Source organism: Nonomuraea sp. B1E8 (genome assembly GCF_039871515.1).
In the GTDB taxonomy this organism is placed as follows: domain Bacteria; phylum Actinomycetota; class Actinomycetes; order Streptosporangiales; family Streptosporangiaceae; genus Nonomuraea.
In genome coordinates, this window is record NZ_JBDPLS010000007.1 from 16,660 (window position 1) to 38,960 (window position 22,301).

General features: G+C 73.4%; 16 protein-coding genes. 5 read left to right on the forward strand and 11 right to left on the reverse strand.

Annotated features, from left to right (window positions below):
• The first annotated feature begins 16 nt into the window (after positions 1 to 16).
• Positions 17 to 1,036, forward strand: coding sequence for an LCP family protein (locus ABGA98_RS23240; RefSeq protein ID WP_347620488.1), 1,020 nt, complete (start codon positions 17 to 19; stop codon positions 1,034 to 1,036).
• A 15-nt stretch (positions 1,037 to 1,051) separates the two neighbouring features.
• Here the strand turns inward: ABGA98_RS23240 and ABGA98_RS23245 are convergent, their stop codons facing one another.
• The 4 genes from ABGA98_RS23245 to ABGA98_RS23260 all read right to left on the reverse strand — a co-directional run bounded on the left by ABGA98_RS23245 (position 1,052) and on the right by ABGA98_RS23260 (position 10,040).
• On the reverse strand, positions 1,052 to 4,090 hold the full coding sequence (locus tag ABGA98_RS23245) for a serine/threonine-protein kinase (RefSeq protein WP_347620489.1): 3,039 nt from the start codon (positions 4,088 to 4,090) through the stop codon (positions 1,052 to 1,054).
• 119 nt (positions 4,091 to 4,209) lie between these two features.
• A complete protein-coding gene (locus ABGA98_RS23250) occupies positions 4,210 to 5,256 on the reverse strand; it encodes a class I SAM-dependent methyltransferase (protein WP_347620490.1) in 1,047 nt (348 codons plus the stop codon).
• A 172-nt stretch (positions 5,257 to 5,428) separates the two neighbouring features.
• Positions 5,429 to 7,171, reverse strand: a complete 1,743-nt coding sequence (locus tag ABGA98_RS23255) for a DJ-1/PfpI family protein (RefSeq protein WP_347620491.1) — start codon at positions 7,169 to 7,171, stop codon at positions 5,429 to 5,431.
• A 130-nt stretch (positions 7,172 to 7,301) separates the two neighbouring features.
• Positions 7,302 to 10,040 (reverse strand): AAA family ATPase, encoded by a 2,739-nt coding sequence (locus tag ABGA98_RS23260; protein ID WP_347620492.1) that lies wholly within the window; start codon positions 10,038 to 10,040, stop codon positions 7,302 to 7,304.
• A 227-nt stretch (positions 10,041 to 10,267) separates the two neighbouring features.
• Here ABGA98_RS23260 and ABGA98_RS23265 point away from each other — a divergent pair, with 227 nt between their 5' ends.
• On the forward strand, positions 10,268 to 11,044 hold the full coding sequence (locus ABGA98_RS23265; RefSeq protein WP_347620493.1) for an SDR family oxidoreductase: 777 nt from the start codon (positions 10,268 to 10,270) through the stop codon (positions 11,042 to 11,044).
• Positions 11,045 to 11,118: 74 nt separating this feature from the next.
• Here ABGA98_RS23265 and ABGA98_RS23270 read toward each other — a convergent pair whose 3' ends face one another.
• Positions 11,119 to 11,574 (reverse strand): GNAT family N-acetyltransferase, encoded by a 456-nt coding sequence (locus ABGA98_RS23270; RefSeq protein WP_347620494.1) that lies wholly within the window; start codon positions 11,572 to 11,574, stop codon positions 11,119 to 11,121.
• Between the two features lie 196 nt (positions 11,575 to 11,770).
• Between ABGA98_RS23270 and ABGA98_RS23275 the strand changes: the two genes are divergently transcribed.
• Positions 11,771 to 12,973, forward strand: a complete 1,203-nt coding sequence (locus ABGA98_RS23275; RefSeq protein ID WP_347620495.1) for a serine hydrolase domain-containing protein — start codon at positions 11,771 to 11,773, stop codon at positions 12,971 to 12,973.
• 176 nt (positions 12,974 to 13,149) lie between these two features.
• Positions 13,150 to 14,844: a SpoIIE family protein phosphatase gene (locus tag ABGA98_RS23280; RefSeq protein WP_347620496.1), complete on the forward strand. Its 1,695-nt coding sequence runs from the start codon at positions 13,150 to 13,152 to the stop codon at positions 14,842 to 14,844.
• A gap of 46 nt (positions 14,845 to 14,890) precedes the next feature.
• On the opposite strand, the gene ABGA98_RS23285 is transcribed toward ABGA98_RS23280, so the two are convergent.
• The 5 genes from ABGA98_RS23285 to ABGA98_RS23305 all read right to left on the reverse strand — a co-directional run bounded on the left by ABGA98_RS23285 (position 14,891) and on the right by ABGA98_RS23305 (position 18,737).
• On the reverse strand, positions 14,891 to 15,685 hold the full coding sequence (locus ABGA98_RS23285) for a hypothetical protein (protein ID WP_347620497.1): 795 nt from the start codon (positions 15,683 to 15,685) through the stop codon (positions 14,891 to 14,893).
• Between the two features lie 11 nt (positions 15,686 to 15,696).
• Positions 15,697 to 16,170 carry a hypothetical protein gene (locus ABGA98_RS23290; protein ID WP_347620498.1) on the reverse strand — a complete coding sequence of 158 codons (474 nt, stop codon included), beginning with the start codon at positions 16,168 to 16,170 and terminating at the stop codon, positions 15,697 to 15,699.
• Between the two features lie 83 nt (positions 16,171 to 16,253).
• Positions 16,254 to 17,390 (reverse strand): NAD(P)/FAD-dependent oxidoreductase, encoded by a 1,137-nt coding sequence (locus ABGA98_RS23295; RefSeq protein ID WP_347620499.1) that lies wholly within the window; start codon positions 17,388 to 17,390, stop codon positions 16,254 to 16,256.
• Positions 17,391 to 17,469: 79 nt separating this feature from the next.
• Positions 17,470 to 18,075, reverse strand: a complete 606-nt coding sequence (locus tag ABGA98_RS23300) for a hypothetical protein (RefSeq protein WP_347620500.1) — start codon at positions 18,073 to 18,075, stop codon at positions 17,470 to 17,472.
• 98 nt (positions 18,076 to 18,173) lie between these two features.
• A complete protein-coding gene (locus ABGA98_RS23305; RefSeq protein ID WP_347620501.1) occupies positions 18,174 to 18,737 on the reverse strand; it encodes a matrixin family metalloprotease in 564 nt (187 codons plus the stop codon).
• A gap of 313 nt (positions 18,738 to 19,050) precedes the next feature.
• On the opposite strand from ABGA98_RS23305, the gene ABGA98_RS23310 reads away from it, so the two are divergent.
• On the forward strand, positions 19,051 to 19,773 hold the full coding sequence (locus ABGA98_RS23310; RefSeq protein WP_347620502.1) for a phosphotransferase: 723 nt from the start codon (positions 19,051 to 19,053) through the stop codon (positions 19,771 to 19,773).
• Between the two features lie 96 nt (positions 19,774 to 19,869).
• On the opposite strand, the gene ABGA98_RS23315 is transcribed toward ABGA98_RS23310, so the two are convergent.
• A complete protein-coding gene (locus tag ABGA98_RS23315; RefSeq protein ID WP_347620503.1) occupies positions 19,870 to 22,284 on the reverse strand; it encodes a glycoside hydrolase family 3 C-terminal domain-containing protein in 2,415 nt (804 codons plus the stop codon).
• Between the last annotated feature and the right edge of the window lie 17 nt (positions 22,285 to 22,301).

A 22,301-nucleotide genomic window follows, 5' to 3' on the forward strand; every position in this document is an offset into this window, starting at 1 on the left:
TGGGAGGTTTCGAGGGATGCGCCGCTTGCTTCTCGTGCTGGGGATCTCCCTGGGCGCGCTGGTGGTGCTGGGAGCGCTCGGCGCCGGCGGGTTCCTCGTCTACACGGCCAGCCTCGACAGCGGCATCACCCGCCAGCCGATGGCCATGCCGACCTCGAAGGAGGAGGAGAGGCAGCGCCCGCGGGCGAAGCCCGGCCACGGCGAGACGTGGCTCCTCGTGGGCACCGACCTCAGGTCGGGCGAGCCCAGCACGGGCGCCGCCGCCAAGGCGGGAGACCGGCGCCTCGGCTCGCAGCGCGCCGACACGATCATGCTGGCCCACCTTTCCGAGGACGGCGGGCACGCCGCCATCGTGTCGATCCCGCGCGACTCCTGGGTGACCATCCCCGGCCGCGGCAGAGCCAAGATCAACGCGGCGTTCGCCTGGGGCGGGCCCGCCCTGCTGATCAGGACCATCGAGAAGCTCACCGGCGTCAGGGTCGACCACTACGCCGCGATCGACTTCAAGGGATTCCCCGAGGTCATCGACGCCGTCGAGGGGGTCGACGTGAAGGTGGCCGAGACCGTGCGCGACACGCACAGCGGCGTCACCTGGACGGCCGGCCGCCACCACCTCGACGGCGAGCAGGCCCTGGCGTTCGTCCGGCAGCGCCACGACCTGCCCGGCGGCGACTTCGACCGGATCAAACGCCAGCAGGCGGTGCTCAACTCCCTGGCGGACCGGGTGCTGAGCGCCGGCACCCTGGCCAACCCGCTCAAGGTCGACGGGCTCCTCCGCGCGATCACCAGGTCGATCACCGTGGACGAGGGCGTGACGGCGTCGATGCTCAGGAGCAGGCTCGGCGACCTGGCGGGGCTGGAGGACTCCGCCTTCTTCACGATGCCCACCCGCGGCACCGGCACGGAGGCCGGGCAGAGCGTCGTCTACCTGGACGATCGCAGGACCCGCGAGCTGAGCGACGCGATCAGGGCCGACCGGGCCCGCGACTACGTCAAGCGCAACGGCCACGGCAACCAGGTCAAGCAGGTCCGCTGAGCCGCTGCCGGGCGGTCATTCGTCGCGGATGTTCCAGACGCGCACGGTCCAGTCCGAACTCGCCGAGACCGCGACAGGAACGCCCCCGGCCCCGCCGCCATCCGCGCCCCCGGCCCGGCCGCCCACCCGGCCGGTGGCCAGCGCGTACACCGGGCCGGCATGGCCGCGGATCGCCTTGCCCGCCGCCTCGCCGGTGCGCAGGTCCCACACGCGCAGCGACCGGTCGTCGCCCGCCGAGACCACCCGCTCGCCGTCGGCCGCCAGCGCCCGCACCCAGTCGGTGTGCCCGGTGAGCGGCCCGCCCACGGCGGTGCCCGTGATCAGGTCCCAGCGGCGCAGCGTACGGTCCTCGCCGGCCGACACCGCGATGGGACGGCCGCCGACCACGGTGGCGGTCACCGCGAGGACGGCGCCGTCGTGGCCGGTCAGCGGGTCGCCGATCCGCTCGCCCGCGGTGAGGTCCCACAACCGCAGCTCGTGGTCCTCGCTCGCGGAGATCACCACGGTCCTGCCTTCGACGGCGGCGGACGCCAGCGCCCTGATCGGCTTGCCGTGCCCGGGCAGGGGCGGCCCGGCGGGCGCGCCCGTGGCGGCGTTCCACCGGTGCAGGCGCCCGTCGGCGCCGCCGGAGACGATCAGGTCGCCGGCGAACGTGACGGCGTTGACGCTGCCCCGGTGGCCGGTGAGCGGCTTGCCGAGCGCCGCCCCGGTGTCCAGCCGCCACCTGCGCAGCGACCCGCCGGCGTCGCCGCTGACGGCCACCGGCTTGCCGTCGAGCGTGCCCGTGGCCAGCGCCTTGATCTCGTCGGTGTGGCCGAGCAGCGGGCTGCCGACGGGCGCGCCCGTCGCGGGGTCGGACATCCTGACGGTCGTGTCGGACCCGCCGGAGACCGTCACAGGCCGGCCGCCCACGGTGGCCAGCGCTACCGCCCTGACCTCGTCGGAATGCCCGGGGTTGCCCGCGGCCACGGCCGAGGCGGTCCACGTGGTCAGGTCCCACGTCCGCATGGATTTGTCGGCGCCGCCGGAGAACGCGCGCGGCGCGCCGTCGACCACGGCCGCCGTCACCGCGGTGACGGACCCCGCATGCCCGGTGAGCGGGGCGCCGACCGGCTCGCCCGCGGTGTCCCAGCCGCGGATCACTCCGTCGCGGCCGGCGCCCAGCAGCGTCCAGGACGTGCCCGACCGGACCGCCGCGAGCGAGATCACCACCTCGGGCAGGTCGCCGATCGTGTGGACCGAGCCGGAGCCGAGGTCCCACACCCTGACCGTCTTGTCGTCGGAGGCGGAGACGACCGCCTCCGGCGTGGCGGCCAGCGCCCGCACCCAGTCGGTGTGGCCGGTGCGGGCCGGGCCGGCGGCTTCGCCGGTGCGAAGATCCCAGAACCGCAGCACGCCGTCCTTGCCCGCGCTCACCGCGACCGGCTCGCCGTCCATGGTGGTGGTGGCGACGGCGAGCACGGCGCCGGTGTGGCCGGTGAGGGGGCCGCCGATGGGGTGGCCGGTGGTGAGGTCCCAGACGCGTACGGTCCTGTCGTCGCCGCCGCTGACCGCGACGGGTCTGCCGTCGACCGTGGTGGTGGCGACGGCGAGCACGGCGCCGGTGTGGCCGGTGAGGGGGCCGCCCTTGGGGTGGCCGGTGGTGAGGTCCCAGACGCGTACGGTCCTGTCGTCGCTGCCGCTGACCGCGACGGGTGCGCCGCCGACCGTGGCCGTCGCCACCGCGCGCACCCAGTCGCCGTGACCGGGCATCGGCGCGCCGATCGGCCGCGCCGTGCGCCCGTCCCACCGCCGCAGGGTGCCGTCCTCGCTGGCCGTCACCGTGACCGGGCGGCCGCCGACCTCGGCCGTGCCGACGGCGGTCACGGCCGCGAAGTGGCCGGTGGGCCGCCAGCCGACCGGGCTGCCGAAACCGGCGGCGGCCGCCGGGGAACCGGGCGGCGTCCCCGTGGCCTCGATCAGCCGGGGCACCAGCACCGCGCCCGCTCCGATCAGCGCCACCAGCACCGCCCCCGCCACGGCGAGCCGCCCCACGCCCCGGCGGGAGAGCAGGGTCGGCGGCGCGGCGCCGGTCGGCTGCGAGACCGGGCCGGAGCCCTGCGCCTGGACCGGCCCGGCGGTGGCGGGCGCCGGGGTGGGCGGCGCGAACGGCGTGACCGGCCCCGACGACGAGGCCGGCGACGGTGCCGGCGGTGCCGACGATGGGCCCCACGACGGAGCCTGCGGTCCCGTCATCGGCTCCGTCGTCGAGAGGTCCGGCCACGGCTGCCCGCCCTGGCCGGGCCCCGCCGAGGGCACGATGAGGGCGTTGAGCACCTGGCGGGCGGTCGGCCGCGCTTCGGGCGGGCGTATCAGGCAGGAGGTGATGACCGAGCGCAGCGGCTCGGCGATCCCGCTGAGGTCGATCTCCTTCTGGCGCAGCGTGATGGCCATGGCCGCGATCGTGCTGCCGCTGAAGAGCGGTCGGCCCAGCGCCGCGAAGGCCATCGTCAGGCCCCAGCTGAACAGGTCGGAGGCCGGGGTGACGCGCTCGCCCGCCAGCTGCTCGGGGGACATGTAGGCGGGAGTGCCCAGGACCCCCGTGACGGTCACCGTCTTGTCGCCGAACGCGCGCGCCACGCCGAAGTCGATCACGTAGGGGCCGTCCGGCCCGAGCAGGACGTTGCTGGGCTTGAAGTCGCGGTGGACGATGCCGGCGTTGTGGATGGAGACCAGCGCCGTGGAGGTGTTGACGGCCAGCCGCATGAGCGCGGAGGCGTCCAGCGGCCCTCTGGCCAGGACATGCTGCTGCAGCGACTCTCCGGCGATGTAGTCGCTGACCATGTAGAGGCGGCCGTCGCTGATGCCGTGACCCAGCACGCGCACCGTGCAGAACGAGGCGACCTTGGACGCGACCTCGATCTCCCGCTGGAACCGTAATCTGGACTCGACGTCGGACGCGTCGACGGAGTTCATCGTCTTGATCGCCACGAGCTGCTCGTCGTCGCCGACTCCGAGATAGACCGTGCCCTGGCCGCCCTCGCCGATGCGGCCCGTGATCCGATAATGGTCCACGGACCTGGGATCTCCGGGCCTGAGAGGCTGGATGTCCGGCACGAGTCTCCTGGGCGGGGGCGGGCTGCGGCTGACCTCGATCATAGGGCCACAAGGTCCACCCCCTCCTCCTGCTCTTCCTACGGGCGCACCTCGAAGACCATGTTGAACGGCGTCCGCGCCGCCTCACGGAACCGGGTGAAGCCCGCCTCCGTGACGACTTCGCGGATCGCGGCGCTCCCGGCCTGCGCGCCCAGCGCGTACCCGCCCGGCTGGGACAGGGCGCTGGGCACGCAGAGGAACGTGGACGCGCTGTAGTACAGCCGCCCCAGCGGGTGGAGGTTCTCCTCGACCCGGTCCGCGGCCAGCGGCTCCACCAGGAGCCACGTACCGTCAGGAGCCAGCGCCCCCCGCACCCGCCGGGCCGCGCCGAGCGGGTCGCCCATGTCGTGCAGGCAGTCGAACATCGCCACCAGGTCGAAGTCCGTGCCGCTGAAGTCCTGCGCGCCGGCGATCTCGAAGCCGACCCGGTCGGCCAGGCCGGCCTCCGCGGCCCGCTTGCGCGCCAGCGCGATCGACTCGGTGTGGTAGTCCGAGCCGAGAACCGTGGTGCGCGGGTACGCCTTGGCGAGCAGCAGCGACGACGAGCCGAGGCCGCAGCCGACGTCGGCGACCCTGGCCCCGGCGGTGAGCTTCTCGTCGACCCCCTCCAGCGCCGGGATCCAGTGCGGGATCAGCTCCGCCGCGTACCCCGCGCGGAAGAACGCGTCGCACCCGACGAAGACGTCCTCGTCGTGCTCGTGCCAGCCGACGCCGGCACCCGTGCGGAACGCCTCCGTGATGCGCGGCTCCGAGCGCAGCATCCCCAGAGCGATGAGGAACGCCGCCGGCACGTTCGGGCCGTCCGGGTCGGCCAGGCAGAACGCCTGTTCCTCGCTCAGCGAGAACCGGCCGGTCTCCGGCTCGTAGCCGACGTACCCGCCGGCGGCCTGGCCCCGTAGCCACTCGGTCAGGTAGCGCGGGTGGCACCCGGTGCGCTCGGCGAACTCCTCGGGTGTCGCAGGGCCCTGCGCGAGCGCGCGGTAGAGGCCCAGCCGCTGGCCGACCACGACCGAGCCGGCCGCCTCGGTGGCCGCCATGTCGGCCACGACCCGGCCCAGGAACTCGTTGACCTTCTCGCGGTCCATCCCCCGTCTCCTTCCTGTCAGGCCGGCGTCCACCGGCCTCAACCCCCAAGGACGGCACATGCCCTGACACGGCGAAGGCACGCGCCGGGCGGGCCGGGTTCCGGACCTGCTTCCCGTTGATGGGGCTGACTTCCCGTTCAGGCGCCGACAAGCTAACGGAACGACAAGCCCATTAGTGGCGCGTACGGATCCGGCGGGCCACCAGCCGGGCGACGACGGCCGCGGCGGCCCCCAGCAGCGCCAGCACCAGGAGCACGATCGTCGCCGGCCACGGCCAGGCGCTGCCGTTCAGCGCGACGTCGGTCACCGGATACTCCAGCGTCTTCGCCGTCCACCGGGCCGTCTGCACGTCGTACGTACGGGCGATGTCGCGCAGCACCGGATCGAACGCGAACTCCTCCTCGGCGTGCAGGTACACCGGCCGCAGGCCCGCCACGGGGGCCACCACCTGCCCGCGGGCGGCCTCCAGGCCGGGCACGAGCAGGCGGTCGAGCCCGGGCGCGGCGGCCGCGACCGTCGAGCGCGGCACGAAGGTCAGGCCGTGCCTGGAGCGGAACGGCCCGTCGCCCAGCGCGACGGTGCGCCCGACCATGGCGTGCTCGGTGTACGAGATGAACGCGGAGGCCAGCTCCAGCTCCCCGATGCCGTCGGCGACCCGGATGCCGATGGACGAAGGGCCCGGCTGGTAGGAGGAGTTGAGCGCGACCACCACGTCAGGCGGCTCCAGCTCGGACGCGGGGATCCGCGCGGAAGCGCCGGGGGCGTAGTGCCGCCAGTGCACCCTGCGCGCCGCCTCCCGCGCGGTGCCGGGGTCGACCAGCCGTTCGAGCAAGCGCAGGGCGCCGTCGATGCCGGACAACACGCCGGCCGTGGTGATGAGGTTCCCGTCGTCGACGTAGCGCACGCCGGTCACCCACCCGACGTCGGGGAAGTCGCCGCGCAGCCCGGCCATCCGCAACCAGTGGGAGGTCGCGGGCCTGCCGTCCAGCAGCCCGCTCGACGCGAGCGTGCGCGCCCCGTTGCAGACGCTCATCGCCACGGCGCCGGCGGCCGACTGCTCCCGCAGCCAGCGGGTGATCGAGCCGAGCTCGGCGGGGGCGGGGTCGTCCATGGCGGGGACCACCATGGCGTCGAGCTTGTCGTTCCGGTCGCTCAGCAGCCGTGCGAGCTCGCCGAAGGTCAGGTCGGGCACCAGATCCAGGCCGCCGGTCAGGGGCGCCGGCCGCGAGCCGGGAGAGACGACGTAGGTGTTGACCCGGCCGGTGCCCGCCAGCACCTCGTACGGCCCGAGCAGGTCCGCCACGTTCGTGCCGCCGCCGCCGGCCAGCAGGGCCACCGTCGGCTTGGCCGGGTCGTGCGCCTTCGGCGCCGGCCGGGCGGTCACCGCGTCCGCGCGGGCCGTGTACAGGTCGCCGAACTTGCCGACGGTGTTCACCGCGGAGACCGCGCCGGGAAGCAGCAGCGCCGCCAGGACGACGGCCGTCCCGCGGAACCACCTGCCCCGGAACCTGAACCGGTGCCGGGGATCCGCGTACTCCGCGCGCCGCCACACCATGGCCGCCGCCATGAGCACGAGCGGGATCACATGCCCGATGAGCGACACCGAAGCGGCCGGTAAGGCACCGAACCAGTAAGGGACGAGCAGCACGGGGAACGGCAGGAACACCGACAGCCCCATCTCGGCGATCCGCGGCCGGGCGTGCCGGCGCACCAGCATCCAGATCACCACACCGGCGGCCATGCCGGCCGCCATGAGCAGGAGGTAGACGTCGAACCGGCCGACCTCCAGCACCGAGATCCACAGGGGGTCGAGCAGCATCATCCCGAGGGCCGCCGCGATGACCAGTTCGAGGTAGTGCCAGACGAGGCGGGCGGCGGTGCGCGCCCCGCCGGGAAGGCGTTCGTGGTTCGTCATGCCGGACTCCTGACGTGAAGGACGTTGAGGCCCCTCACGCTAGGAGGGCCGGCGCGCCGCCGAATCAGTGAAGTCGCCGGTCCTCGCACCGGTCCTCGCGCCGGCCTTCGTGCTGGTCCTGCGCCCGGCCCTACGCCGGGCGTTCGGCGAGCACCATGCGCATGAGCTCGGCCCGCGACGTGAGGCCGGCCTTCTGGAAGACCTTGCGCAGGTGGTAGTCCACGGTGCGCGGGCTGAGGAACAGTTGCGCGGCGATCTCCCGGTTGGTCAGCCCTTCGCCGACGGCCAGCGCGATGCGCAGCTCCTGAGGGGTGAGCGTGGTCAGCGCCCCCGCCTCGGGGGTGCGCGCCGACTCGCCGGTGGCGCGCAACTCGCCCAGCGCGCGATCGGCCCAGGCGATCGCGCCGATGCGGCGGAAGGTCTCCGCAGCGCCGCGCAGGTGCTGCTGCGCCTGGGAACGCCGCCGGTCGCGCCGCAACTGCTCGCCCAGCAGCAACTCGGTACGGGCCTGCTCCAGCGGGGCGTCGGCCAGCGCGTGCAGGCGCAGGCTCTCCGCGTAGTGGGCCGCGCCGTCCTCGCGGACCAGCGCCCGGCAGCGCGCCGTGAGCGCGCCCAGCTCCGGCGACGCGGTGTGCTCCGTCCACCGCGCGTAGCGGGCGGCGGCCACGGCGGCCCGGTCGTGCTCGCCGGCCCTGACCAGAGCCTCGACGAGATCGGGTACCAGGCCCATCGCCAGGTCCGAAGGCTGGTCGGCGTCCCACCCGCCGACCGCCTCGAAATGCCGCGCGGCCTCGCCGTGCCTGCCCGCGACCAGCTCCATCAACCCGAGGGCCCGCCTGGCGTACGCCGTCGCATCCGCCAGCCGGCGCTCGCTCGCCTCGGCCAGCACCTCCGCGGCCAGCTCACCGGCGTCGGGACGGCCGCGGATCGCGGCGCACAAGGCCAGCAGCCCCCGGTTGCGGCAGGCCGTGTTCGGCTGGCCGACCTCGGCGGCGAACGCGCAGCCCTCCTCGGCGTGGGCCTCCGCCAGCCCGAGCCTGCCGCGGGCGAGCTCGTCGGCCGCCTGGTATTCGAGGTTCCACGCGAGCGCGCCCAGCGAGCCGCCGGCGCGGGCCAGCCGCCCGGCGTTCTGGTACAGGCGCCGGCTCAGCTCGCGGTCGCCGAGCCCCCGGGCGATGGCCCCGGCCAGAGTCATCGTGATCGGGTCGGTGAGCCCGTCCACGCCGGCGCCGTCCCGTACGGCGGGTCCCGGGTCGTGGCCGGCGCGGGCCAGGCAGGCGGCGCGCAGCAGCCGCAGCACCGCCTCCTCAGGATCGCCCCCTCCGTCCCGAGCGTCCCGGCCGTCCCGCTCCGGTGTGCCCTCGTCGAGCCAGCGGGCGAGCTCGGCCCAGGTCCCCGGCCGGTTGGTACGGGTTCCGAGGTCGCCGTACATCGCGATGGTCGGGGTGAAGCGGCGCCGGTCGACCCGCAGCGCCCGCGGGATCCACGGCCTGACCAGGTCCATCGCGTCCTCGGGAGAGCCGGTGAACTCGGTCACCACGGCCCGCATCGCGGCCACGGAGATCCGGTCCACCTCGTCCAGATGGGGCTCGCGCTCGGCCCGGTCGAGCAACTCCCCGGCCGTGGCGGTGAACCCCCCGCGAACGGCGGCGCGCGCCGCGCTCCACAACCGCCGCCCCCGGTGCGGGCCGGCCGCCGTGAGCTCGGCGGCCCGCGACAGCGCCGCCATGGCCGCCGCCGGGCCACCGCGCAGCGCGGCCTGCTCGGCCGAGCGTTCGAGCAGCTCCGCGGCCTCCTCGTCGTGGCCGGTCGCGGCCTGACCGCGGTGCCAGGCCCGCCGGTGCTGGTCGGCCGGAGCGTCGAGGGCCGACGCGAGGGAGCGATGGATCGCCGCGCGCCGTCCCGGCGTGGCGCTGTGATAGATCGCCGACCGCATCAGCGGATGCCGGAACACCAGCCTCGGCCCGTCGTACGTCAGCAGCTCGTCGAGCTCCGCCCGGTGCAGCGGCCCGGCGTCGAGGCGCAGCTCGACGGCCGCCTTCTCGATCGTCTCCACGCTGCCGGAACCGTCGGCGGCGACCAGCTGCAGCAGCGGCAACGCCGCCGCGTGCCGGGCACGGACCCGGTTCAGGAACGAGCGCCGCAACTCGTCGGTCAACGCCGGCGGCTCCTGCGCTCCTTCCGGCGGGAGCTCCTTGCCCGCCAGCTCCAGCAGGGCCAGCGGGTTGCCGCCGGTGGCGGCCAGCAGGTGGCGGCGCTCGCCGTCGGTCAGCCGCCGCCCGCCCGCGCGCCCGGCCAGCAGCGCCGTGGCCGCCTCACCGCCGAGGCCCATGAGCGGGACCCTGCGCAGGTGAGGCAGGTCGGTGCCGTGGCCCTCGTCGGCCCGCGCGGCCAGCATCAGCGCGACGGGCTCGTCGTCCAGCCGGCGAGCGACGAACGCCAGCGTCTTCAGCGTCGGCTGGTCCGCCCAGTGCGCGTCGTCGACGACGCACAACACCGGCCGCTCCCCGGCCAGCAGGGACAGCAGCGACAGGCTCGCCAGGCCCACCAGGAACGGATCGGGCGGGCCGCCGTGCGCCCGCCCGAACAGGATGTTCAGCGCCTGAGCCTGCGGCCCCGGCAACTCGCCGACCGAACCGAGCACGGGCATGAGGAGCTGGTGCAGGGTCGCGTACGCGAGATCCGCCTCGGGCTCGACGCCGACCGCGCGGAGCACCTGGAAACCGGCCGCCCGCTCCTCCGCGTACGACAGCAGTGCCGTCTTGCCGATGCCCGGCTCGCCGTGCAGCACGACCCCGCCGCCGTGCCCGTCCGCGGCGCGCCGCAACAACGAGTCCAGCAACTCGGTCTCGTCGGCTCGCCCCAGCACACGCCGAGCATAGAAAGCACCGGCTACCCATGACAATCATCCCAAGCCAGGGCCTTCTTAAGCGTTCGTGGCGTGGACGCTTCGACGCGGCTGTTCTGTGCGGGCGCGGGGATGCCCGCAACGGCGGGGTGACGAGACCGGCGATTTCGCCGATGCGGGGTGAGGCGGCGGGCTCCTAGCGTCGGTCGCGTACCGGACCTGCGAGACGAACCGGGGGCGAGGCCACCATGACGCGCGGAGCCTTGAGCGGCCGTACCGCCATCGTCGCCAGCGCCGGGCACGGCATCGGTCACGGGGCCGCCGCCACGTCCTGCGCACTGAGCAGGGCGGGCGCCAGCGTGGTGCTCGCCGCCCGCGACGGCCAGGCCCTCGCGGCACTGGCCGCCGACCTCGGCGCGGCGGGCGGCCAGGCGGTCGCCGTCCCGACGGACCTGGCCAGCCCGGTGTCGGTGCGGCGGCTGGTCGAGCAGACGCTCGGCGCGTTCGGCCGCCTCGACGCCGCCTGCAACGACGTCGCCTGCCGCCCTGCCGCCTCTGACGCCGCCGGATGCGAGGGCGCCGCTTCGTGTGGCGCGGCAGGCTGCGACCCCGGATGTGACTGTGCCGCTCAGGTGCGGGGGCTGTCCCTGGCGTTGAAGTACGAGATCCAGGCGATGCGCCGGACCGGCGGCTGCATCGTCAACCTGGTGCCGTCCGATGGCCCGCAGGCCGCCGTGGTCGAGTTGACCCGCGAGGCCTCGCTGGACCTGGCCGGCTCAGGCGTCCGGGTCAACGCCGTGGCAACCGGCCCGCTCGCCGGCCCGCTCGCCGGCCCGCTCGCCGGCCCGCTCGCCGGCCCGGTCGCCGGTTCGGGCGGCGCGGAGGCCGGCTCGGGCGGCGCCGAGGGTGTCGCTCATACCGTTCTGTGGTTGTGCTCGGACGCCGCGTCCGCCATCACCGGCAAGGCGCTGTACGTCCGCTCCGGACCCTGCTGCGACTCCGGCGGGCTCCCCCCGCGGACGTGACGATCACGCAGGAGGAGACGCCGGGAGAAGGGGCCGGCGTCCCTGGCGGGCCCGTGCCGTGCATCGATCGCGCGTCAGAGGGTTCTCGTCATGAACGCGCTGTGCGGGTCGGGCCTGTAGTCCGCGAACGGCTCGCAGTACGCGAAGCCGAACTTCTCGTACAACCGCCGGGCGGGAAGGAAGAACTCGGCCGAGCCTGTCTCCAGGCTCAACCGGGTGAAACCCATGCGGCGGGCCTCGGCGATGATGTGGTCCAGCAGCAGGGACGCGATCCCGCTCTGCCGTCGCGCCTGCGAGGTGCGCATCGACTTCACCTCGGCGTGGCCGTCGTCCAGCCGTTTGATCGCGCCGCAACCGACGACCGTGTCACCGTCCATGACCGACCAGAACGTGACCCCGGGCTCGCGCAGCCCGTCGAGGTCGAGTGCGTGCTTGCTCTCCAAGGGCGTGATGGATCGCATCTGCTGGACGTGTTCGTCAAGGAACGTGGCGATCTCCGGGCTGGACAGGTCGTCGACAACGATCTTCATACGCGTCTCCCTCCGGCGGCTGGGCGTCAGGCATAGCGTGCCAGCCCGTCGCCGGCCGGATTCCGGCGGGTGTCCTTCCGGCCGGCGGCGCGCCCCTCACCCGGCGGCGGCGGTAACGCGCAGGAAACGCCTCCCTGTGTTGGATCGCGGGCCATAGCGGGAAACCGCGCCGGTCGTTTTTGGAGGAGGCATGATCATGGAACGTCGATCACCTGTGGCATCGCGGCGGTCCTTGCTGGGAGTGATGGGAGCCGCGCCGTTCGCGGTCGCCGGTGGCGTGGTGGCGGGGCCCGCGTCGGCCGCCGCGTCCCGCCGCGGCCGGATACCGAAGGAGTTGCGCCCCGGCGGACAGTACGACCGGTACATCGCCGCCCGGGCCAAGGCCGGCGAGTTCTCCGGCACGGTCCTGCTGGCCCACCGCGGCAAACCCGTGCTGGAGCGCGCCTACGGCATGGCCGACAAGGCGCGGAAGACGCCCAATCGGATGGACACCCTTTTCAACCTCGGCTCGATCGGCAAGTGCTTCACCGCCACGGCCCTGCTGCAGCTGGTGCAGCGGCGCAAGGTGGCACTCCACGAGAAGCTGGGCACCTACCTGGACGGGTTCCCCGCCGAGGTGGCCGCGAACGTGACCGTCCACCAGCTGCTGACGCACACCTCCGGTGTGGGCAGGCCGCCGCAGACGAGCGGACCGCCGAACCAGGAGGAGCAGGCGTGGGACTCGGTCGAGGAGGTGTGGGAGGGCACGCTGAAGGCCATCCGCCCCCTGCCGACGCAGTTCACGCCGGGCACCCGGTACAAGTACAGCAACGACGGGTTCGTCGTGCTCGGGGCCATCGTGGCCGAGGTGTCGGGGCAGGACTACTACGACTACGTACGCAAGCACGTGTTCGCTCCGGCCGGCATGAAGCGTACGGACTTCTACACCAGGCCGCAGATCCTGGCCGCGGACGACATCGCGCACTCCTACACGACCGACCGCAAGACCGGTGAGCGCTATGACTTCACGGCGAGCGAGAGGGCCCCGTTCGTCGGCCTGCCCGCCGGCGGCTCCTACTCGACCGCGGGAGAGCTGCTGACGTTCGTGCAGGCTCTGCGGGAGGACGGCAAGCTGCTCGATCACGCGACCGTCGAGCTGGCGACCAGCGGCAAGACCGTCGTGCCTCCCGAGGAGGGCCAGGACCCGCTGCTGCTGTGCTCCCACTACGGGTACGGGTTCGCGGCGAACATCTTCGGCGGCCGGCGCCTCTTCGGCCACACCGGCGGCGGGCCGGGCGTGGGCGACACGTACAACGTCTATCCGGACCTGGACTGGGTGTCGGTGACCCTCGGCAACTACGACAGCACGGCCACCAAGCCCATCCTCCATCTGGAACGCCGGCTCATCACGGGCGGCTAGCGCCCGGCCGGACGGTGGTTGGACCCCGGCGGGGGGAGAGGGCCGTACCAGGTCGAGAGGACTGGTGGGCCGGCGGCGCCCTCCACGGGAAGGCTGTCATGAAATGTCCGTAATAGGTAAATGGTGATGTGGGAGGTCGCTGGGTAGAGAGCGCAGCCTAGGGAAAGGAGCCGGCCATGAACGTTCCAGCAGAGGACGCCGGACAGTCCTTGGCGGCAGAGGACGGGTGCCCCTTCCAACTCTCCGACGCCGGGACGTACGTGGTGGACGACGCGGGGCGCATCGTCGGCGTCAGCCCCCGGGCGGAGCAGATGCTCAACCGCGCCGCCTCGACCGTGCTGGGCATGGACGCCCACGACCTGCTGCACCGCGGGAAATACGGCGAACCCCTGCCGCGGAGCCGGTGCGTGATGCGGCAGGCCCTCATCTCCAGCGAGACCAGGCAGGGCCACCAGGAATGGATGGAGCGCGGGGACGGCTCGCTGATCGCGGTCTCCTGGATGGTGACCCCCTGCCGGATCGCCGAGGGGGGCCAGGGGGCGCTGGTGCTCTTCCACGGGGCATCCTCGCCCGCGCCCGCAGAGGGGGAACGGAGACCGTCCGCGTCGTCGATGCCGGAGCTGGACCGGCTGGCCCTGCTGGCGGAGACGACCGCGACGCTCACCTCGAGCCTGGACGTCGACGAGACCGTGCGCCAGCTCATCCGCCTGGTGGTGCCCCTGCTGGCGGACTGGGCGGTGGTGGACCTGCTCACCGAGGAGGGCGGGGTGTCCCGCGTATCCGTGGTGCACTACGAGAGCGGCGTACGGGTGCACCGGCGGGAGCTGGAAGGGCTGATGCCTCCGGTGCCGCAGGAGTCGATGATGCCCCTGTCGCGGGCGCTGCGCGGAGTCACCCCCGCGCTGGTGGGGCCGCAGGACTACCAGGGGGTTCCCGACTCGGACATCGCGGTGAAGCAGCGGGAGCTGTTCGAGGGGACCGGCATGCACTCCGCGAGCATCGTGCCGATCCGCGGCGTGCGGGAGGTGGTGGGCGCCCTGACCCTGGGGCGCTCCGAGCGGGCCGGTGCGTTCACCCCGGACGACCTCCTGCTGGTCGAGGACATCGCCCGCCGTGCCGGGCTCGCGCTCGACAACGCCCGCCTCTACGAGCGGCAGCGGCGGGTCGCCGAGACCATGCAGCGCCACCTGCTGCCGACGCTGCCCCGCGTGCCGGGGGTGCTGATGAGCGCACGCTACCTGCCCGCGCCGGACGCCTCCCAGGTCGGCGGCGACTGGTACGACGCCTTCGTCCTGTCCGACGGGGCGACGGGCCTGGTGATCGGCGACGTCGTCGGCCACGACCTCGACGCCGCCGCGGGCATGGCCCAGGTCTGCAACATGCTGCGCGCGTACGCCGGGGAGGTGGAGAAGCCACCCAGCATGATCCTGAACCGGCTCGACGAGGCGATGGTGCGGATGGCCGAGACGACGATGGCCACCGTCATCTTCGCCCGGCTGGAGCAGCCGGACGACACCTGGCGGCTGCGCTGGACCAACGCGGGCCACCTGCCGCCCCTCCTGGTCGAACGCGACGGGCGGGCCCGCTTCCTGGAGGACGGCAACGGCATGATGCTGGGCACCGGGCTGCCTGCCGCGCGCGGGGACGCCGCCGTCGAGCTGCCGCCGGGCTCGGTCCTGCTGCTCTACACGGACGGGCTGATCGAGTCTCCCGCCCACTCCCTCGACGACGGGCTGGCCAGGCTCGCCAGGTACGCCTCGCCCCTGGTCGACCAGCCGCTCGGCCCGATCTGCGACGCGCTCCTCGCCGGCGTGCGGCCCTCCGACAACGACGACGACGTCGCCATGCTCGCCCTGCGCATCCCCGGCTGACCCGCGCGGGCCGCCGGGGGCCTTGCGAGGGGGGAGGCGGAGGAGGTCAGGCCACCTTGGCGGACGCGGCGGCCCAGGTGTTGCACGAACCCGGGTCGCCGGTGGCGAAACCGCGCGCCACCCAGGAGCGGACCGTGGCGGTCGTGCCGTACCAGCTGTTCCTGCCGTCCTGGTCGCCGACGGGAAGGGACTTGAAGCGGTGCCAGTCTTTCGCGGAGCGCCCCGTCATCGGCCAGACACTCTTCATGAAGGCGCCACCCAGGCAGGCGGACTGGAGGAAGTAGCGCCGGGACTGCTCGCGGTACTCCGCCCTTCCGCCGGCGGACAGCTCGCCGAGGGCGGCCGAGATGCCGGTCAGGTACTGGACGTGGTAGGCGTACATGGAGGCGGCGGTGTGGAACAGCCACAGGTCGGAGGGGTCGGCGGCCCACTCCTCGCCGATCTGGAAGATCAGCGTGCGGGACCTCTCGCAGTACCACGCCTGGGAGTCGGCGCCGTCCACCTCCAGGTCGCAGTGGTTCCTGGGGATCCGGTTCATGTGCCGCACCCGGACCGGTTCGTACGGCAGGCCGGCGCCGGTGAGGTGCCGTTTCCAGGTGCGCTCCAGGCAGGCGACGACCGCGTTGACGTAGGCGCGCGCCAGCTTGCGGTCGCCACGCCTGACCGAGGGCTCCCCGCAGGTCGTCCTGGGCAGCGGACCCGCCTGGTAGAGCGGGTTGGCGGTCAGCTCGGAGCGGTCGACGGGATGGACCGTCGTCCCCGCGGCGGCCACGCTCGTCGCCGGCCCGGTCAGCGGCGCGGCGAGGGTGCCCGCCAGCGCCGTGATCATGAAAAGTCTCACGTGGCGTGACTTTAGGGCCCGGTCCGGCCGCCGACAAATCGCCGCCCGCCGGTCGACGCGGCGTAGGACCGGATCGTCTCCAGGAACAACACGATCACGGTGATCCCGAGCAGCCCGTGGTACCACTGCCAGCCCACGCCGATGCCGACGAACCCGTCCACGGCCATGATGCCGGCGCCGCCGCAGACGGCCGCGGCCATCCCGGTGAGCACGAGCAGCATCAGCCATCTGGGCACCCGGCGGCCCGGCGGCAGGACCGTGAGGAGGACGATCCCCGCCCCCGCCACCCCGGACGCGGTCGCGAGCCACTGCGCCGTGGCCGCGTCCATGAAGTAGCTCGCGGCCTCGGAGGCCGGAACCGGCGGGCCGCCGGGAAACCCGAGCCGGGCCTGCGTGGCGAAGGCGGCCTTCCCGGCGGCGTAACCGAGGAACAGGCCCGCCACCGCGTACGCGGGCCAGCGTCGTGGCCGATCAGAACGCATCATGGCCGTCACCGTAGACGCCGCTCGCCGGGGTCTTCTTCCCCTCGGCCGGGGAGGAACGTCCCCCGCGAGAGGGAGAGAAGGTGTCAGATCCGGTCGCTGAGAGCGCTCAGCAGGCGGCCGAACCCCCGGGTGGCCAGCCGCGGCGGCGCGGCTCCGTTCATGCGCATGAGGCGCTCGCTCTGCATCAGCGTCCGCGGGCCTGACACGGCGAGGGTGTTCGAGGCGACGGTGGAGGCCAGGGCCGCCCGCCGCCTGCGCCTGGCGGAGTACACGCCGACGACGTCGGCCGGATCGGCCACCGTGGCCAGGCAGTCCACCAGCGTCGCCACGTCCTCCAGCGCCTGGTTGGTGCCCTGCGCCCCGACGGGTGGCATGCCGTGCGCCGCATCCCCGAGCAGCACGCAGCGCCCCTCACCCCAGCGGCACGGCACCTTGTGCCGGGTGTGCGGGAACAACTCGGCGTCGCCGTCGCGCAGCGAATCCAGCACCTGCTCGACCGGGGAGGCCCACCCCGCGAACCGCCGGCGCAACATCTCCAGCGGCTTGTCCTCCCTCGGCGCGTCAGGCGACCACGGCACGTCGAAGAACCACTGCATGAGCCCGTCGCCCGCGCTCGCGTACCCGAAGTCCCCCTGCCTGCCGATCATCAGCGTCGTGACCGGCCCCAGGTCGAAGGGGGCCGGCGTCAGACCCTGCCAGATCGCCGCGCCGGTCAGCGCCGCCGGGGCGTCGCCCAGGACGTGGGCCCGCACCCGCGAGTGCACGCCGTCGGCGCCCACCAGGAAGTCGCCTCCGTACTCCTCGCCCGTCCGCGTCCGCACCCGTACACCGTCGCGGTCGGCCCGCACCTCCGTGACCCGCGCGCCGAAACGTACGGTGTCCTCCGGCAGCCCGCCGGCCAGAAGGGTGATCAACGAGCCGCGCGGAAGCACCCGGGCCGCCGACCCGAACCGCTTCGCCAGCGCCTCCAGGTCGAGCTCCAGCACCGGGTGGCCGCCCGCGGTCCGCAGGCGCATCGCCGTCAGCCGCTGCCCCGTGCCTTCCAGGTCGACGCCGACGTCCCCGAGGATGGCCGTGCCGTTGCACCACAGGGTGATGGCCCCGCCCCCCAGCCGCAGCCCCGGCGCCTGCTCCAGCACCACCACCTCGTGCCCGGCGGCGATCAGTCCCCGCGCCGCCGCCAGCCCGCTGATCCCCGCTCCCGCTACAAGCACCCGCACCGGCGGCCTCCCAAGCTCTACAAAATGTAGTACTACACTTTATAGAGGCTTGGGATCGCCGGCCGGACCGGGGCGCCGATCAGTCCGTCTTCGCGAGCTCGTCAAGGGCGGCGCGGGTGACATGGAGCCCGTTGCCGGGAAGCGGGGTGTACGTGTCGCCCGCCTTCGCGGACGTGGCCGCCGTGCCGTCCGGGCCCGTCGCGACGTACTGCCCCTGTTCCGGACTCACCATGGTGTGGTCCCCGGTGTCGTCCCAGGCGTGCAGGAACAGCAGGTAGCTCTTGTCCTGGTCGAGCTTGACCTCGTCGAGCGCGGTCAGCTTCTCGCCGTCGAGCTCTCCGCCGAGCTGCCGGACCTCGACGGAGCGCACGTCGGCCGGATCGCCCTTGAACACGTGGGTGATCTCCGCCGTGGCGATGGTGACGATGTCGCCGACCTCCTGTTCGGCCACCTTCCTGGCCTCGGCCAGCTCGTCGGGGGTGAGCCCGTACAGGGGGTTGGCCTTGGGGTCGTCGTACCCCTCGTCGCCGGGTTCGAGGATCTTCGAGGGCTTGTCCCTCGCGGTTCGCATGCCGGTGACGTTGGCCTGCACCACGAGGTCCGCGTCGTCCCACATCTCCTTCACGGAGGCGAAAGCCGGATAGTCGGCCGACACGACCGCCTCCCGCGCGCCGGCCTCGTCCATGGAAACCGCCGTCGTCGTGGCGGCTCCACCTCCGCATCCCGCCACAGAAAAGACGAGGCCCGCGCTTAAGGCGAGCGTGGCAAGGTGTCGCTTCGCCATCAGAACTTCCTCGTGTAGCCGGTGGTGTAGTAATCCGTCACGTCGCTGTTGTCGTGCGACTGGCGGCGCGTCATGGTGTTCCGATTGCGGCACTTACACATGATCGAGTCGTTGCGCTCGTTGTGTCCCAGACTCAGCGCATGGCCGAGCTCGTGCGTGAAGACGCTGTGCACGTAGTTCTGGAACCGGCTGGCCTTGTTGGCGATCGTGCGGGCGTTGAGCGTGATGTAGCAGCCCGTGGATCCGCCGTTGACGTGGTAGCTGTAGTAGTGCCCGAAGCCTGATGAGCTGTAGCGTCCTACCTTGACGTTGCAGTTGGCGCCCGAATCGTTGCGCAGGGCCACCCTGGCGTGATTCGACCAGCGTTGTGGCGCCTTGGTCATGGGTGGTTTCCACTGATCGTTGTAGCCGGTCACGTGGTGGTAGCTGAAGTTCGACCACTTCTGCCCGTAGTCCTTTCTGTGCGCAGACACAGGGGTGGCGGCCAGCGGCACAACGGCGGCGACCAGCCCTAAGACGACCACGCCCGTGGCCGTCCGGCGGTGACGGGGAGCATGCCTCACCAGGAAACCTCCTCGATCGGTGCATGGCGGAACACGATCTTTCTAGGACGGTCGTTGTTTCCTTTCTGTTTCCTTTCTGTCTCTGTTCGCGAACCACCGTCTTCCGGCGCCGGCGTCGTGAGCACGGTCCACCTCCCGGGCCTCCGGTGAACGGTCGTCCGCGGCCTTGCTGAGGAAGCGGTCCCGTGCGAAATTTCATGGGGCGCAAGGGCGGAGCAGGGAACCATCGATCGACGTGAGCCGCCCGGCCCGAGCCCGTTGGGAGGCGCTCGTGACCGGGAGTCGGCTCGGAGGCGGAAACGACGGGGGCGCCGTGCGCGTGGGATCCCAGGTCCGGCGGCCGGTGCGGGCGTGGACGGCGTCCGTTCACCAGTTGCTGCGGCACCTGGAGAACAGAGGATTCGACGGGGCTCCCCGCGTGCTCGGCATCGACGCGGACGGATGCGAGATCCTCACCTATCTCGAAGGCGACACCGTCGGCGACGCCCTGGTATGGCCGTCGTGGACCCGCACCGAGGACACGCTCGTGCAGGTGGCGTCATGGCTGAGGTCGTACCACAAGACGGTGGCCGACTTCGTGCCGCCCGCGGACGCTCACTGGCGCACCGGCCGGCCGTGGGAGCCCGGGCTGGTCATCGCGCACAACGACGCCAGCCCGTTCAACGCCGCCTACCACGCCGGGCGGCTGGTCGGCTTCTTCGACTGGGACTTCGCCGGCCCCACCACGGTGAACTCCGACGTGGCGGCGCTGGCGCTGTGCTGGGTGCCGCTGCATGCCCGTCACGTGGCCGCCGCGGAGGGCTTCACCCAGTTCGGCACGCGGCCCGCGCGGTTGCGCCGGTTCCTGGACGCGTACGGATGGGAGGGCCGGACGGAGACCATCATCGAGGACGCCCAGGCGCAGATGCGCGCTCGTGCGGCCCTGATCCGCCGCCTGGGCGTCACCGGCGACGGGCTCTACGCCAGGCTGCTGCGCCGCGGGGTCGCCGACGACCTCGACCAGGCCGTCCGCGAACTCGACGACTTCCCGCGCTAGCGCGCCCCCACACCCGCCGGCGGGATCGGGAGCGCGCCTACCCGCCGGTCGCCCTCCGGCGCGCGGATCGGGGCGGTGAGTGCAGGGCCGGTCGCCCTACGGCGCGCCGATCCGGGCGGTGAGGGGGAGGTCGGCGACGCTGGAGCCGGCGTGGACGGTGAACTCGCCCGGCTCGGTCCGCCAGCCGCCGTCCCAATGCTGGAACGCGCGGCGCGGGAGCGGGATCGTGACCCGATCGGCCTGCCCCGCGCCGGCGCGCACCACCGCGTAACCGGCGAGCCAGCGCACCGGCCGGTCCACCGCGCCCGACTCCCGTGACAGGTACACCTGCACCACGTGCTTGCCCGCGCGCCCGCCGGTGTTGCGCACGGTCAGGCTCACCTCACTGGGCGAGGCGGCCAGGTCGGTCAGCTCCCAGCTCGTGTAGCCGAGCCCGTGCCCGAACGGGTAGGCGGGCTCGGTCCCGGCGCGCAGCCATGCGCGGTAGCCGACGTGCACGCCCTCCTCGTAGGCCACCACCCCGTCCACAGGAGCGGTCCGCAGGACCGGCACGTCCGTTTCCTCACCGGGCCAGGTGGTGGGCAGCCGGCCGCCCGGCTCGGCCGTTCCGAGCAGCACGTCGGCCAGGGCGTTGCCGAACTCCTGCCCGCCGAACCAGCCCAGCAGCACGGCGGCCACCTCGTTCCGCCACGGCATGAGCACGGGCGCGCCCGCGTTGACGACGACGACCGTGCGCGGGTTGGCGGCGGCGACCGCGCGCACGAGCCTGTCCTGCGCGCCGGGAAGCGCCAGCGTGGCCCGATCGGCCGCCTCCCGTTCGATCTCCGGGCTCGTGCCGACCACGACCACGGCCACCTCCGCCCGCCGCGCCGCCTCGACCGCCGCCCCGATCGCCTCCACCTCGCCGGCGCGTGCCGTGCCGGCGGGGGCCAGGTCCTCGCCCAGCGTGAGGGTCAGGCCGTTGCCCTGCGGTACGCCGTCCAGCCTGGCCGTCAGCTCGGCCTCTCCGGCGGCGAGCTCGACCGTGACCGAGGCGTGCGGCGGCGAGACCAGGCCGCCGCCGAAGTCCTCGCCCTCGTGCACCAGCTCCCGCTCCAGCACCCGCACACCGTCGACGGCCAGCGTGGCGAATCCGGCTCCCGCGATGCCGAGCCGCGCGGTGCCCTGCTCCCGTACCAGGTAGCGGGTGGTGACCTCCACCGACGTCGTGCCCGCGGGGCGGGATCCGCTCAGCCTGGCCAGGTCGGACGAGCGGCGGTTCTCGCTCAGCAGTTCCCGGCCGCCGGAGTCGAGGAAGCGGGCGCGCACCCCGGGTTCGCCCGAGACGGGGTCGGTCAGCCGCGCGATCGGCAGCGCCGCGAGGCCCTCCTGGGTGACGGCGCCGAGGGTCCACGTGATCTCGGCGTCCGGCAGCGCGGCGCGCAGCCCGTCCAGCGGGGAGATGACGTACGGCGGCGTCACGGTGGCGCTGCCGCCGCCCTGGCTGCGGAACTGGAGGGCGTTGTGCCCGATCACCGCGACCGACCGGGGGCCGGGGGAGGGCCACGGCAGTTCGCCCTCGTTGCGCACCAGCACCATCCCGTCGGCCGCCACCCGCCGCGCCAGCACGGCGCCCTCCTCGGCGGAAACCGCCGCCGGGCCGGGGGAGGGGGTGAGGCCGTCCAGGGCGCCGACGCGGGCGGCCAGCCGCAGCAGGCGCCGTACCTTCTCGTCGACCGCGGCCTCCGGGACGAGCCCGTCGCGCACCGCCGCGACCAGCGCGTCCCCCCACGGCCCGTCCGGACCGGGCATCGCCAGGTCCTGCCTGGCCAGCGCGGCCGGTACGGTCGACCGCGCGGCCCACCAGTCGGACACCACCACGCCGTCGAACCCCCACTCGCCGCACAACGGCTCCGCCAGCAGCGGGTTCTCCGTCATGGTGGCGCCGTTGACCGCGTTGTACGCCGACATCACCACCCAGGCCCCCGCCTCCACCACGGTCTTCTCGAACGCCGCCAGGTACAGCTCCCGCAGCGCCCGCTCGCTCACCACGACGTTCGCCGTGAAGCGCTCGGTCTCGAAGTCGTTGCCCACGTAGTGCTTGGGGGTCGCGGCGACGCCGAGGCTCTGGACTCCGCGCACGTACGCCGCCGCCAGGTCGGCCGTCAGCAGCGGGTCCTCGGAGTACGCCTCGAAGTGCCGCCCTCCGAGCGGGCTGCGGTGCAGGTTGATCGTCGGCCCGAGCACCACGTGGGCGCCCTTGCGCCGCGCCTCGGCCGCCAGCGCCGCCCCGTACGCGTGGGCGGTGGTGACGTCCCAGGTGGCGGCGAGCGCGGTGGCGGACGGCAGGTTCACCGCGGGGTCGCGCTCGTCCCAGGTGACGCCGCGGATGCCGGACGGCCCGTCGGACAGCACCATGGCGCGCAACCCGATGTCGGGGTCGGCGTGGGTGCTCCACTCGTCCGCGCCGGTCAGCAGGCGGACCTTGCGCTCCAGGGTGAGCTTGTCCAGGAGCCGGTCGATCTGGTGCACGGATGCCTCCCGCCACT